At 74.6% G+C, this 14546-nt stretch carries 7 protein-coding genes; 2 read left to right on the top strand and 5 right to left on the bottom strand.

Translation table 11 applies throughout. The features are described 5' to 3' along the window. Window positions 1–31 precede the first annotated feature (31 nt). The gene (locus M1P99_RS03465) at window positions 32–7867 is read left to right on the top strand and encodes a non-ribosomal peptide synthetase (protein ID WP_304451229.1); all 7836 of its coding nucleotides are present in this window, start codon (window positions 32–34) and stop codon (window positions 7865–7867) included. A gap of 60 nt (window positions 7868–7927) precedes the next feature. After that, window positions 7928–8140, top strand: a complete 213-nt coding sequence (locus M1P99_RS03470) for an MbtH family protein (protein ID WP_304451230.1) — start codon at window positions 7928–7930, stop codon at window positions 8138–8140. Window positions 8141–8232: 92 nt separating this feature from the next. Here the strand turns inward: M1P99_RS03470 and M1P99_RS03475 are convergent, their stop codons facing one another. The 5 genes from M1P99_RS03475 to M1P99_RS03495 form a co-directional block, all read right to left on the bottom strand. After that, window positions 8233–9183, bottom strand: coding sequence for a helix-turn-helix domain-containing protein (locus M1P99_RS03475; protein ID WP_304451231.1), 951 nt, complete (start codon window positions 9181–9183; stop codon window positions 8233–8235). A 48-nt stretch (window positions 9184–9231) separates the two neighbouring features. Beyond that, window positions 9232–10059 carry an ABC transporter permease gene (locus tag M1P99_RS03480; protein WP_304451232.1) on the bottom strand — a complete coding sequence of 276 codons (828 nt, stop codon included), beginning with the start codon at window positions 10057–10059 and terminating at the stop codon, window positions 9232–9234. Further along, a complete protein-coding gene (locus tag M1P99_RS03485; protein ID WP_304451233.1) occupies window positions 10056–11021 on the bottom strand; it encodes an ATP-binding cassette domain-containing protein in 966 nt (321 codons plus the stop codon). The genes M1P99_RS03480 and M1P99_RS03485 overlap by 4 nt, the downstream gene beginning before the upstream one ends. Window positions 11022–11117: 96 nt before the next feature. Next, window positions 11118–13664, bottom strand: a complete 2547-nt coding sequence (locus M1P99_RS03490) for an ABC transporter permease (RefSeq protein ID WP_304451234.1) — start codon at window positions 13662–13664, stop codon at window positions 11118–11120. Next, window positions 13664–14374 (bottom strand): ABC transporter ATP-binding protein, encoded by a 711-nt coding sequence (locus tag M1P99_RS03495; protein WP_304451235.1) that lies wholly within the window; start codon window positions 14372–14374, stop codon window positions 13664–13666. Before M1P99_RS03495 ends, M1P99_RS03490 begins: the two co-directional genes overlap by 1 nt. Between the last annotated feature and the right edge of the window lie 172 nt (window positions 14375–14546).

Consider the following 14546-nt stretch of genomic DNA (forward strand, 5'->3'; position numbering starts at 1 on the left):
ACACACTCCGACCACGGCAGGAGCACGAACCATGAACGACGCGCACGGAGACGCCAGCGGCACGGACCCCGATCGGGCCCGGCTGCGGGAAGAGGTCCGGCGCAGGCTGCGCGACCGGGGCAGACGGACCGACGAGGTTCCCGTCGTCGACAGGGACGCCCCCGCCGTGCTGTCCTTCGCCCAGCAGCGGCTGTGGATCCTGGACCGGATCGAGCCGGGCCGGGCCGACTACAACTCCGGCTTCGCCCTGGACCTGCGCGGCGACCTCGACACCGTGGCGCTCCGCCTGGCCCTGACCGCCCTGGTGCACCGGCACGAGTCGCTGCGCACCACGTTCACCGAGGTCGACGGGGAGGGCCGCCAGGTCGTCGGCCCGCCCGCGCCGGTCGCCCTCCCCGTCACGGAGGTCCACGGCGGGGAGGACGAGCTCGCCCGCCTCGTCGACCACCACTACGCCGCCCCCTTCGACCTCGCGGCCGGGCCGCCGCTGCGCGTGCGCCTGCTGCGGGCCGGACCGCGCCGCCACGTCCTGCTCGCCGTCCTGCACCACATCATCACCGACGGCTGGTCGCTGGGCACGCTCCAGAGCGAACTCGACCGCCTGTACACGAGCGCGTGCGAGCATCCCGGCCTGACCGGCGCCGACCTCGCCGCGACCCTGGAGCCGCTCCCGTTCCAGTACGTCGACTACGCCGCCTGGCAGCGCGGCCGGCTCAGCGGGGACGCCTACGAGCGCTCGCTCGACCACTGGCGCAAGCGCCTGAACGGCGCGCGGCCGCTGGAGATGCCCACCGACCGCCCCCGTCCACCGGCGCGGAGCATGCGGGGGGCCGGCCACGCCTTCCGCCTGCCCTCCGGCCTGGTGACGCGGCTCACCCGGGTGGGGCGCGAGCACAACGCCAACCTCTACATGGTCCTGATGACCGCCGCCCGGATCGCCATGGCGCGCTGGACCCGCGACGACGACGTGGTCCTGGGCACCGTCACGGCGGGCCGGGAGGACGCCCGTCTGCACGGCCTGACCGGCTTCTTCGTCAACACCCTCGCCCTGCGCGGCCGGGTCGACGAGACGCTCTCCTTCTCCGGCAGCCTCATGCGCACCCGCGACGACGTCCTGGCCGACTTCGACCACGCCGAGGTCCCCTTCGACGCCGTCGTGGACGCGGTCCTGACCGAACGCGACCCGGCGGTCCCACCGCTGGTGCAGGCCGCGGTCATCATGCAGAACGCCGGGGGCGGCGGGACGCCGTCCCTGGGCGGCCTGGACGTGCGGACGTTCCCGGTGCGGCGCGAACACGCGGTGTTCGACCTGACCCTGGAGTTCCAGGAGCAGGACGGGGAAGTCGCCGGATCCGCCGAGTACAACACCGACCTGTTCGACGAGGCGACCGTCGCCCGGTTCGTCTCCGACCTGGTCGACGTGTTGGAGGGCGCGGGTGACAACCGTCCCCTGCGGGCCCTGCGGCCGGGCGGGCACGAGGGCGCGGGCGAGCTGTCCGGCCCCGCCGGCCCCCGTCCGCGCACTCTGACCGAGCTGGTGGCCGAGCAGGTGGCCGCCCGCCCCGAGGCCCCGGCCCTGGTCGGGTCCGACACCGAAGTCTCCTTCGCCGAGCTCGACGACCGGGCCGCCCGCGTCGCGGGGTACCTGCGCGCGCACGGTGTGCGGCGGGGCGACCGGGTCGGCGTGTGCCGGGAGCGCGGGCCGGAGTCGGCCGTGCTGTTCCTGGCCGTGGTGTACGCCGGTGCCGTCCACGTGCCGCTGGACCCGGACTATCCGGTCGACCGGCTGGCCTACATGGCCGACGACGCCGGGCTGTCCGCGGTCCTGGCGGCCCCCGGAACGGCCGACCGGTTGCCCGGATCGGTCCGCGTGCTGCATCCGGAGGACGGCCGGGAGGGCGACCCCCTGCGCGAGGCGGTCACCGTGCACGACCCGGCGTACATGATCTACACCTCCGGGTCCACCGGGCGCCCCAAGGGCGTGGTCGTCCCTCATCACGGCATGGCGGCTCTGGCCATGACGCAGGGGCGGCTGATGGAGGTCGCTCCGGGCTCCCGGCTGCTGCAGTTCGCCTCCCCGAGTTTCGACGCGTCCGTCGCCGAGCTGCTGGTCGCGCTGCTCAACGGGGCCGCGACCGTCCTGCTCCCCCGCGCGGACCTGGCCGGGTCCGGGCTCCCCGCGGCGTTGAGCGGGCACCGGATCAGCCACGTCACCCTGCCCCCGGCCCTGCTGCCGAGCCTGGACCCGGCCGACCTGGGCCCGGTCGAGCACCTGCTGGTGGCGGGCGAGTCCTGCCCCGGCGAGCTGGTCGAGCGCTTCTCCCGGGGCCGTCGGATGTACAACGCCTACGGGCCCACCGAGTCCACGGTGTGCACCACGATGAGCGCCCCGCTGTCCGGACCGGGCACGCCGCCCATGGGCGCGCCGGTCGCCGGGACCAGGGTCCACGTGCTCGACCGCTGGCTGCGCCCTGTGCGCGACGGCGTCCCCGGTGAGCTGTACATCAGTGGCGACGGGCTCGCACAGGGGTACTGGAACCGGGCCGGACTGACCGCCGGGCGCTTCGTCGCCGACCCCTTCGGGCCGCCCGGGTCGCGCATGTACCGGTCCGGCGACGTGGTGCGCCGCCGCCGCGACGGGGAGCTGGAGTTCCTCGGGCGGGCGGACGACCAGGTCAAGGTGCGCGGGCACCGCATCGAACCGGGCGAGGTGGAGGCCGCGCTCACCGGCCTGCCCGAGGTCGGCCGGGCGGTCGTCGTCGTCGACACGGGCGGCTCCGGGCGCAGGCTCGCCGCCTACGTGGTGCCCGCCGCCGGGGCCGCGCCCTCGCCGGCGGAACTGGCCGAACGGGCCGCCGGTGTGCTGCCCGGGTACATGGTCCCCGCCGCGTTCGTCACCGTGGACCGCATCCCGCTGACCGCCAACGGCAAGACCGACCGCCGGGCGCTGCCGCCGGTCGACTGGGCCGGACAGTCCCGGGCCGCCCACACCGAGCCGCGTACCCCCGCCGAACGCGGACTCGCCGCGCTGTGGTGCGACCTGCTCGGGTTGGAGCGCGTCGGGGTGCACGACGACTTCTTCCGGATCGGCGGGGACTCCGTCGGGGTGGTCAGGATGGTGGCCCGCGCCGCGGACGCCTTCGGCACGCGGCTGCCGGTGCGCACGGTCTTCGACCACCCGACCGTCGCCGAGCTGGCCGCGATGCTGTCCGCCGGAGACGACGGCACGGCCGGCGGCGACGGGGCGGCCTCCGGCCCCGTACCCGTGCCGCGCGGGCCCGACCTGCCGCTGTCGGCCGCCCAGCGCCGCCTGTGGTTCCTCGACCGGTACGAACCCGGCGGCGCGGAGTACAACTCCGGTGGCGCGCTGCGGCTCTCCGGTCCCCTGGACGCGGCCGCCCTGACCCGCGCCCTGGACGCCCTCGTCCACCGGCACGAGTCGCTGCGCACCACGTTCACCGAACACGACGGTCAGCCGGTCCAGGTCATCGGCGACCCCGCGGGCGCCCCCGCCCCGGAGACCGCCGACCTGGAAACCGTTCCGGAACCGGACCGGGAGGCCGCCCTCGACGCGGTGCTCGCCGAGTTCGTGCACCGGCCCTTCGACCTGGCACGGGGTCCGCTCTTCCGGTCCCTGCTGGTCACCCTGGGCCCCTCCGAGCACGTGCTCGCCCTGGGCATCCACCACATCGTCGTGGACGCCTGGTCGCTGTCGGTCCTGACCCGGGAGCTCGGCGCGCTCTACCGGACCGCCGTGCGGGACGGGTCCGGCACCGGGCCGCGGGCGCTCGCCGAGCGGGCCGGGCTGCGCCCGCCCCGCCTGCAGTACGCCGACTTCGCGGCGTGGCAGGACTCCTACATGGACTCCGAGCCCTTCCAGGAGCGGATCGACCACTGGCGGGAGCTGTTGGCCGGCGCCGAGCCCCTCGACCTGCCCACGGACCGCCCGCGGCCCCCGGTGCGCCGGGGCCGGGGCGCGACGCGCACCTTCGAGATCCCGGAGGAGACCCTGGCGGCGGTCCGGGAACTGGAGGCCACCGCCGGCGCCACCCTCTTCATGGTGCTGACCGCCGCCGTGCAGGTCGTCCTGTCCCGCTACACCGGGCAGCGCGACATCGTCCTGGGGACGGTCACCTCCGGCCGGGACCGGGCCGAGCTGGAGGACGTGGTGGGGTTCTTCGTCAACACGCTCGCGCTGCGGATGACGGTGGACGAGGGGCTCACCGGCCGCGCACTGCTCGCGACCGTGCGCGAGACCCTCCTCACCGCCTTCCAGAACGGCGACGTCCCCTTCGACACGGTGGTGGACGCCGTCGCCCCGCGCCGCGACCCCTCCCGCCCCACGCTGGTCCAGGCCGTGGTCGCGCTGCAGAACGCCCCGGGGCAGACCTGGGAGATCGACGGGCTGACCGTGGCCGAGCAGCCACTGACCAGGCACAGCTCCCTGTTCGACCTCAGCGTGGACTTCTACGAGGACGGCGGGCGGCTGCGCGGCTCGGTGGAGTACGACACGGACCTGTTCGATCCGGAGACCGTCGACCGCTTCACCGAGCACGTGCGCCTCCTGCTCGAAGGTCTCGCGACGGCCCCCGACGCGCCGGTGTACCAGGTGGACCTGATGTCGGCGGCCGAGCGCGCCGCCCTCCTGCCCGCCGGGCGAGCGCCCGGGGCGCAGGCACCGGCCGCCGGGGCCGGCCCGGTCGGCACAGGCCACGTCCTGGACGGGCTGTACGCGCACGGGGCCGACCTGCCGGCGCTGACCGCCGGTCCCGACACCCTGTCCTTCGGCGCGCTGAACGAGCGCGTCGACCACCTGGCCCGGCGCCTGGCCGGTGCGGGTGTCGGCCCCGGCGACCGGGTGGCCACGGTGCTGCCCCGCACCGCCGAGGCGGTGGTCGGCCTCTTCGCGGTGCTGCGTGCCGGTGCGGCCTACGTCCCGATCGACCCGGCCGCCCCGGCCCAGCGGGCGCGCACCGTCCTGGAGCACGCGCGCGCCGGACGGATCCTCACCACGCGGGACACCGAGGAGTCCGCCCGGCGGGCCCTGGGCGGGGACGTGCCGGTCACGGTGGTGGACGCGGAGCCGGTCGAGGCCGCGGGGGCACCGGCCGCGCCGTTCAGCGACGCCGAGCGCACACGCCCCCTGCACGGCGACGACCCGGCCTACGTGATGTTCACGTCCGGCTCGACCGGGACACCCAAGGGGGTCGTGGTCACCCACGCCAACCTGTGCGCCATGGCCGCCGCCTACCGGGCCGCGGTGCTCGACGGGCCCGAGGCCGACGGCCGACGGCTCACGGCCGCGCACCTGGCCTCGTGGACCTTCGACGCCTCCTGGGACCCGTTCGTCTGGCTGTCGGCCGGCCACCACCTGCACGTGGTCGACGAGCGCACCCGCACCGACGCCGAGGCGCTGTGCGAGTACCTGGACGAGCACCGGGTGGACTACCTCGACACCACCCCGTCCTATCTGGCCCAGCTGGTCTCCGCCGGACTGCTGGCGGAGGGGCGGCACCCGCTCGCCGTACTGACCGTGGGTGCCGAGGCGCTGGACGCGGTCCTGGCCGAGCGGCTCGCGTCGGCGGGGGTCGGTGCCGTGTACAACTTCTACGGGCCGACCGAGAACACCGTGAACAGCACGGTCTGGCGCGTTCGCCCGGGTGAGCGCCCGCTGATCGGCCGACCGGTCGCCGGGACCCGCGCCGTGGTCCTCGACTCCTGGCTGCGACCCGTACCCCCGGGTGTGCGCGGCGAGCTCTACCTGGCGGGGCCGTCGCTGGCCCCGGGATACGCCGGCGCTCCCGGGGCGACCGCCGAGCGCTTCGTCGCCGACCCCTCGGGCACGGGGGAACGGCTCTACCGGACCGGGGACGTCGTCCGCTGGACCGCCGGCCTCGAACTGGAGTTCCTGGGCCGCGACGACGACCAGGTCAAGATCCGGGGGTTCCGGATCGAGCTCGGCGAGGTCGAGTCGGTGCTGGCGGCGCTGCCGGGCGTCCGCTCGGCGGCCGTCGTGGTCCGGGAGGACCGGCCCGGCGTCCGGCGGCTGGTCGGCTACGTCGCACCGGAGAGGGGTTCCTCGGGCGTGGACGCCGCGGCCGTCCGGGAGGGAGCCGCCCGGCGCCTGCCCGACTACATGGTGCCGACCGCCGTGGTCGTCCTGGCGGACATCCCGCTCAACACCAACGGCAAGACCGACCGCCGGGCGCTGCCCGCGCCCTCCGACGACGCCTTCGAGACCGCCGGGTACGTCCCGCCGACCGGTTCGACCCAGGTCCTGCTGGCGCGGGCCTGGGGCGAGCTGCTGGGCATCGAGAAGGTGGGCGCCCACGACAACTTCTTCGACCTGGGCGGCGACTCGATCCTGAGCATCCAGCTGGTGTCGCGGGTGCGTGCCGCCGGGCGGGAACTGACCTCGAAGGACGTCTTCGTGCACCAGACCGTGGACGCGCTGGCGGCGGCCATGGACGCACGGGACGACGCGGGTCCGGACCGGGAGGGCGGCGCGACCGGGCCGGTCACCGGTGCGGTCGCCCTCACTCCAGTGCAGCGCTGGTTCCTCGACACGCATCCGCGCTCTCCCGAGCACTTCGACATGTCCCTGCTGGCGGAGACCGCGCCGGGCAGCGACCCGCACCTGGTCGCCCGTGCCGCCGAGCACGTCCTGTCCCACCACGACATGCTCCGGCTCCGGGTCGAACGGACCGGGGAGGGCGTGCGCCAGCACCTGGACGCGGAGGCCGCCCCCGGGGCCGTCCGGGTCGTGGACGCGGCCGGGTCGCCGGAGTCCCGCGTCGAGGAACTGCTGGTCCGCGAGGCCGGCCGGGAGCGGCCCGCGACGCGCTTGGCCGAGGGGCCGCTGTTCGAGGCGGTGGTCGTGGACACCGGAGAGGCCGGCCGCCACCGGCTGCTGCTGTCGGCCCACCACATGGTGGTGGACGGGGTGTCCTGGCGGGTGGTCCTGGAGGACCTGGCCACCGCCTACGAGCAGCTTCGCGACGGGCGACCGGTGTCCCTGGGCGCGAAGACCACCCCGTTCCCGGTGTGGGCGGAGCGGCTGACCACGCTCACCCGGGAGGGCGGGTTCGACGACGACCTGCCCGCCTGGACCGCGATCGCCTCCGCCGGCGCCGCGGCCGCGTCCCTGCCCGTGGACCTGACGGAGGGCGCCAACGACGTGGCCTCCCAGCGCGTGGCCGCTTCGGAGCTGTCGGAGGAGGAGACCGGGGCCCTGCTCTCACGGGTGCCGGGGGCCTTCCGGTGCCGGATCGACGACGTGCTCCTGGCCGCGCTCGGCCGGGTCCTGGCCGGGTGGAGCGGTTCGGGGCGGATCCTGGTCGAGAAGGAGGGGCACGGGCGCGAGGACCTGTTCGAGGACGTGGACCTGTCCCGCACCGTCGGCTGGTTCACCACCATCCACCCCGTCCTGCTGGAGCTGCCCGAGGGGGCCGACTGGCCGCGGACGGTGGCCGCCGTCAAGCGCCAGTCACGGAGGGCTCCGCGCGGGATCGGGTTCGGCGCGCTGCGGTACCTGACGGAGGGCGAGGGCACCGAACCGCTGCGCGCGATGCCCGACCCCGCGGTCTCCTTCAACTACCTGGGCCGCTTCGGTGAGGGCGAGGGCCGCGCGGGCGGTCTCGTCCGCGGCTTCGCGCCGGTCCCGGGGCCGGACCACGCCCCGGACGAGGAGCGCACCAACCTGCTCGACGTCACCGGCTCGGTCACCGGCGGGCGGTTGGCGTTCTCCTGGACCTACTCGGCGAACCGGCACCACGACACGACCGTGGAACGGCTCGCCCGGTCCTTCACCGATGCCCTGCGAGAGCTGGCCGCGGCGGTCCCGGCACGGTCCGGCCGCCGGAGCTGACCTGTGGCCCGGAGCATCCGGCTCCGTCACGAGAGATCACGAGAGAAGCGAGGAAGAGACATGAGCGGCAACCCCTTCGAGAACGACGACGCCACCTACCTGGTCCTGGTCAACGCCGAGGGGCAGCACTCCCTGTGGCCGTCCTTCGCCGAGATCCCCGAGGGCTGGGACATCGCCCTGGAGGAGACCTCCCGTGAGGAGGCGCTGGCGTACGTGGAGGAGAACTGGACGGACATGCGCCCGAAGAGCCTGGTGGACGCCCTGGGCGAGTAGCCGGGCCGCCGGGTCGGCGGACAGACGGGAGGGAGGGCCCCGGCACGGTGCCGGGGCCCTCCCCCGTGTGAGCGGTCGGTGCCGGGCGGTTCTCAGGCCGTCTCGGCCAGGCGCGTCCAGCCCCGCGGCCGGTGCTCCGCGCCGCCCGCGCCGCAGTGGTCCAGGACGGCCAGGCCGAGGTCGGTGACCAGGTGGCGGACGTGGTTGCCCTCGCGGGTCGTGGTGATCAGCCCCGTGTCCCGCAGCACCGCGGTGTGTTCGCTGATCGAGGTGGGCGACACGTGCAGCCCCTTGGCCAGCTCACCCGTGGAGGCCGGGGCGACCAGCCGCCCCAGGACGGCGGAGCGGGTCCGTCCCAGCAGGCGGCCCAGCGCCTCCGGGGAGCCGTCCGGCTCCCGGAGCAGGAGGTCGAGCGAGTCCTGGGGGCCCAGAGCCGGGAACAGCAGCAGCGTGCGGATCCGCCCCGACTCCGGGTCGGTCCACTGCTCCACCCGGGGGCCGGAGCCGAGGAACACCGAGGGCAGCAGCTCCAACCCGTGCCCTCGGGGGTCCAGTTCCCTGTCCCGGCCGTCGGCGACCTCCAGCGCCGTGTCGGTCCACCGGCAGCCCTCCCCCAGGGACTCCACCGCGGCCGCGGCGCCGTCGTGGGCCGCCCGGGAGGCGACCCGGTCGGCGGCCAGCGTCTGGAGCGCCCGCACCCGCGTCTGGTCGGGGGCGACGACGACCCGGGCGACGCGGCCCAGGGTCCGCACCGCGCGCCACACGCGTTCGGACGTGTCGGCTCCGGAGGACGCGGTCCCGTCCGGTGTCTGCACGAGGGGCAGCACGCCGGGCACCAGGCCGCGCGCCTCGACGAGCTCCGCCCGCACGAGCGGCAGCGCCGACAGTCGGCCCCGGGCCCGGCGCGTCCACCCGGAGGCCCCGGGGCGCGCCGGACCGGCCAGCACCGCCTCCAGGGCGTGGGCGGCCTCGACCAGTGTGGACAGCCGCGCCTGGACGCGGATCCGCGCCGCGTCCCGCAGCGTCAGGTGGACTCTGGTCATGTGGGACATCCTTTCCCGGACGAAGGGACACGGGCGCCGGTCACCGGGTCACCGGACCCTGCGCAGGTAGGCGCGGATCGCGATCGGCATGAGGACCGCGTGGCAGGCGACCACGGCGGCCAGGCTCACCAGCAGCGGCTCCGTCACGGGGCCGCCGATCATCAGCCCGCGCACGGTGTCGACGAAGTAGCTGACCGGGTTGATGCCGGTCCAGACCTCCAACCAGCGGGGCATGGTCTGCGGGTCGGCGAAGATGTTGCTGCCGAAGGTCAGCGGCAGGATGACCGCCGTGGCGATTCCCGGCACGGCCTGGGGGCTGGCGACGACCATGCCGACGAGCACCGAGAGCCAGCACAGGGTCAGGCCGAACACGACGACCAGGACGCACGCCAGCAGGGCCGACAGCGGGTCGGTCTGGATGCGGAAGCCCAGGACGAACGCCAGCAGCAGCAGGACGGTCACCGCCACGACGTAGCGGATGACGTCGCCCAGCACGGCGCCGACCAGCGGGGCCGAGCGCGCGATCGGCAGGCTCCGGAACCGGTCGAAGACCCCCTTGGAGATGTCGGTGTTGAGGGCCATTCCGGTGCCCATGCTCGCGTACATGGTGATCTGCACCATCAGCCCGGGGACCAGGGACTGCAGGTAGTCCTGCCAGCCGCCGGCGATCGCCCCGCCGAACAGGAAGACGAACACCAGCAGGAAGAGGACGGGCTGGATGACCGTGTCGATCAGGGTCGTGGGCGTGCGCATGACGTAGCGCAGGTTGCGCTTGGCCAGGGTCAGGCTGTGCGCGACTCCCTCCATGACGCCGATCCGCCGTCGGGCCTCGGGGTGCAGGGCGGGCGCCGGGGTGTCCAGGGTCGGGGCGCTCATGCGGGGGTCTCCTCGGCGGTGTGGTCGGGCAGGGGGCGGCCGGTCAGGGAGAAGAACACGTCGTCGAGGCTGGGCACGCGCAGCGCCAGCTCGTCGGTGGCGATCGCCTCCTGGTCCAGGCGGCGGACCAGGGCCGACAGCAGGACGGGGTCGTCGGTCGGGGCGGTGATGGTCGTGCCGTCCGAGCTCAGGACGGGCGTGGTCCCGAGCAGGTCGGCGAGCAGGCCCACCACGCGGTCGGTGTCGGCGGGTTCGACCGTGCGCACGTGCAGGGTCTGGGAGCCGGTCGTGCGCTTGAGTTCCTGGGGCGATCCCTCGGCCACCACCCGGCCGTGGTCGATCACGGTGATGCGGTCGGCGAGCTCGTCGGCCTCCTCCAGGTACTGCGTGGTGAGCAGGACGGTCGTGCCGTCGTCGGCGAGCTCGCGCACGATCCGCCACAGGTCGCCGCGGCTGCGGGGGTCCAGACCGGTGGTCGGCTCGTCCAGGTAGAGCACGCGGGGCCGGCCGACCAGGCTGGACGCCAGGTCGATCCGGCGCCGCATGCCTCCCGAGTAGGTCTTGACCGGGCGTCCCCCCGCCTCGACCAGGTCGAAGCGCTTCACGAGCTCGCGGGCCCGCGCCTTCCACTCCCGGGAGGGCATCCGCAGCAGCTGCCCGATGAGTTCGAGGTTCTCCCGACCGGTGAGCTCCTCGTCCACCGAGGCGTACTGGCCGGTGAGGCCGATGCGGCTCCGGACCGCCACGGGGTCGCGCAGGGCGTCGTACCCGGCGACGTGCACGCTTCCCTCGTCGGGTCTGGACAGCGTCGCCAGGATGCGCACGGCCGTGGTCTTGCCCGCCCCGTTGGGGCCCAGAACGCCCAGGATCGAGCCGGTCGGGACCTCCAGGTCCACCCCGTCCAGGGCGGTCGTCTCACCGAACCGCTTGACCAGGCCGGTGGCCCGGATACAGGTGTCCATCGCACTTCCTCCTCGTGTCGCCCACCACCCTTCCGGCGCGACCGGACACCGGCGGGACAGCGGGCGGACAGAGGCGGACGGCGGCGGACACCGGCGTCACTCGCGGACGCCGATGCCCTCCACCGCGGGGGTGCGCAGGGCCAGGCGCACCGGTGCCATGACCGAGCCGACGCCCAGCACCGCCGTGGCGGCCGCGATCCCGAGGTAGACCAGCGGCGTGCCCGCCGGGACGGGGCTACCGAGGAAGGCCAGGCTCAACACCACCAGGGGGACCATGGCCACCAGCGTCCCCAGCAGGACCGCCAGGACGACGATCACCCACGCCTCCCAGCGCAGGGCCCGCAGCACCTGTCCGCGGGTCGTGCCGATGAGCCGCAGCAGGGCGAACTCGCGCGATCGGGCGGCCGTGGACATCACCAGGCTGTTGACCACGGAGATCGCGATGTAGCCCAGGATGACCGCCAGGCCGACCAGGTTGACCCACGCGGACAGGTCCGCTTCGGCCCGGGCTCCGTCGGCGAACCCGTCCCTGTCGGTGAGCAGCAGCGTCGGGTAGCGCTCGGTGAACGCCGTCAGCGCGGCGGTCAGCTCCTCGGGCGAGGTGCCCTCGGCCGCGCCCGCCAGCACCCGCGAGGGCGGCCCGGCGTGCCCGTCCAGCACCTCCTGGGGCACGATCGCCCCGCCCAGCCCCAGCCCGCGCTCGTAGGTGGCGGCCAACCGCAGCGCGACCGCCGTACCGTCACCCAGGCGTACGTCCAGCTCGTCCCCGACGTCCGCGCCCAGCAGGTCCGCGCCGGAGCGCTCCATCGCGATCGTCGCGCCGGCCAGGTCGCCCAGATCGCCGTCCACGACGCCGGGGTCCAGGTTATCCCCCAGCCCCTGGGGACCGACCCCGCGAGCCGGGAAGGAGGCGAGATCGGGGTCGCCGAACACGGAGTAGGGCACGAACACGCGGGTCTCGCCCAACGGCGTGACCGCCCCCGTCTCGGGCAGCGCGGCGATCTCCTGGACGATGTCCGCGTCCACTCCGCCCGACCCCGCGTCGGTCACCACGGCGTCCGCGGTGACCCCCGCCTCCACCTGGGCCGCGACCGCCCCGGCCAGCACGGACTGGGTGTAGACCATGGTCAGCGTGAAGCCCACGGCGAGCACCAGCGGGGTCAGGACGCTCCCCAGCCGGCGCAGGTCGGCGCCGGTGGCCTCCGCGGCGAGGAATCCGCTGACCCGGATGCGGCGCAGCGGACGCACGACGACCGCGACCAGGGGGCGCAGCAGCACCGGGCCGAGCAGGGCCACCGCGATCACCAGCAGCAGGGCCGCGCTACCCGTCCCGGCGGCCCCGGCGTCGTTGCGCAGGGCGATCGGGGTCATCGCGGAACTGAGGCCGAGCACCAGGCACGCCATCCCGGCGGTGCCCCGCCAGCGCGCCGGTGCGCGGGGGGCCGCGGTGGACTCTCGCATCGCCTCCACCGGATTGGTCCAGGCCGGGCGCAGGGCGGCGAACAGGCCCCCGGCGAGGGCGGTCAGCGTGGTCAGCAGCACCGCGGCGACCAAGGGGAGCGGACCGACCACGAGCGGCAGGTCGGCGGGGAGCACGCCCAGGCGCGCGAAGGCCCCGTGCATGGCGCGGGCGACCAGGATCCCGGGCAGGCAGCCCAGGACCCCGGCGAGCAGGGCCAGCAGCAGGGCTTCGGCGCCGACCATGCGCAGCACCTGGACGGGGGTGGAGCCGATGGCGCGCAGCACCGCGATCTCGCGGCGGCGGGTGTTGATGGACAGCGCCAGCGTTCCCGACACCACGAACAGGGCGATGAGCACCGCCAGCCCGCCGAAGGAGCCGGAGATCATCAGGAGGAGGCCGCGGGCCTCGCCGACGTCGGTGTACTCGACCTGTGCGACGGACCCGCCGGTGTGGACCGTGACGGGCGTTGCGCCCGCGGCGGCTCGCAGAGCGGCGGTGAGCGCCTCCTCGTCCACGCCCGGGGCGGCGACGACCCCGATCGCGTCGACCGACGCGGCCCCGGCGGCCAGGCGGTCGGTGTCGTCGGAGTGCAGGAACACCGCGCCGTCCCGTGCGGTCCCCGTGCCCTGGTGGGAGGCGATGCCGCTGACCCGGTACTCGGCGGGCCGGGCCGCGCTGGTGATCCGTACCGTGTCCCCGGGGCCGACCCCGAGGGAGGCCGCCAGGCCGGCGGTCAGCACCGCGTCACCCGCCTGCTGCGGGGCACGGCCCTCCATCGTGTCGAACGGGCCCAGGGGCGCGGTGTCCCAGCCGTGGCCGGACACGGGCGACGGCGCGGTTCCGTCCATGGCGTCGATCGCGAGGGGCAGCCGGCGGTCGCCGACGGCCGTGTCCACCTCCTCCAGGGCCTCCAGCTCCTCGACCAGCTCCGCGGGCAGCCGGACGGCCTCGGGCAGGCGTTCGCCGACGGTGAGGTCACCGCCGGGCAACCGCAGCGTCCGATCGCCGGCCACGACCGCGTCCGCGGCCGCGTAGCGGTAGGGGTCCACGGACGAGCGCAGGCCGGACTCGGCGAGGATGCCGGAGGCGGCGATGAGGGCCGTGGCGCACAGCAGGGCGACGAAGGCCCCGGCGAAGGCCCCCTTGCGGGCGCGCAGGGTCTTCCAGGCGATGTCGAGCATCACCGCTCACCGAGCCGGGTCATCCGCTCGGCCACGGCGGCGGGGGTCGGGGCGTCCAGGGCGTCCACGAGCCGTCCGTCCGCGAGGAAGAGCACGCGCTGGGCGTAGGAGGCGGCCACCGGATCGTGGGTGACCATGAGGACCGTCTGTCCCAGGGCGGCGACCGTGTCCCGCAGCAGGGACAGCACCTGCGCGCCGGTGCGGGAGTCCAGGGCGCCGGTGGGCTCGTCCGCCATCACCAGGTCGGGGCGGGTGATGAGCGCGCGGGCGATGGCCACCCGCTGCTGTTGTCCGCCGGACAGCTCGGCGGGGCGGTGGTGCAGGCGTTCGGCCATCCCGACCCGGTCCACCACCTGTGCGGCCCAGTCCCCGTCCACGGCGGTGCCGTTCAGCCGCAGCGGCATCGTGATGTTGTCCTGGACGGTCAGCGCGGACAGCAGGTTGTAGGCCTGGAAGACGAAGCCGACGCGTGCGCGGCGCAGGCGGGTGAGCCGGTGCTCCGACATCCCCGAGAGTCTCGTCCCGCCCAGCCACACCTCGCCGCTGGTGGGCCGGTCGAGGCCGGCGGCGCAGTGCAGGAACGTGCTCTTGCCCGACCCGGACGGCCCCATTACCGCAGTGAAGCTTCCTTTCGCAAGCTCTACGGAAATACCCTGAAGAGCGGTGACCTTTCCAGCACTGGAGTCGTAGGTCCGGTAAACTTCTCCCATTCTTAATGCGGACGTTGTTTCGGGAGTTCCGGGCGACCCGAAATCGACTCTCTGATCAGCTGCTCTTCGTCCGAACACGGGGACTCCTTTGTCGATTCTCCGGCGAATGCTACCATCGCACGGGAATGGCCTTCTTTTCCTTTTCCATCCACCGGGGGTTCTCCTTTGGCGC

It is taken from the genome of Nocardiopsis sp. YSL2, assembly GCF_030555055.1.
Classification (GTDB): Bacteria; Actinomycetota; Actinomycetes; order Streptosporangiales; family Streptosporangiaceae; genus Nocardiopsis.

Coding starts and splice junctions, on each gene's coding strand:
- M1P99_RS03465 (WP_304451229.1), top strand. CDS start 32: ATGAACGACGCGCACGGAGACGCCAGCGGCACGGACCCCGATCGGGCC.
- M1P99_RS03470 (WP_304451230.1), top strand. CDS start 7,928: ATGAGCGGCAACCCCTTCGAGAACGACGACGCCACCTACCTGGTCCTG.
- M1P99_RS03475 (WP_304451231.1), bottom strand. CDS start 9,183: ATGACCAGAGTCCACCTGACGCTGCGGGACGCGGCGCGGATCCGCGTC.
- M1P99_RS03480 (WP_304451232.1), bottom strand. CDS start 10,059: ATGAGCGCCCCGACCCTGGACACCCCGGCGCCCGCCCTGCACCCCGAG.
- M1P99_RS03485 (WP_304451233.1), bottom strand. CDS start 11,021: ATGGACACCTGTATCCGGGCCACCGGCCTGGTCAAGCGGTTCGGTGAG.
- M1P99_RS03490 (WP_304451234.1), bottom strand. CDS start 13,664: ATGCTCGACATCGCCTGGAAGACCCTGCGCGCCCGCAAGGGGGCCTTC.
- M1P99_RS03495 (WP_304451235.1), bottom strand. CDS start 14,374: ATGGGAGAAGTTTACCGGACCTACGACTCCAGTGCTGGAAAGGTCACC.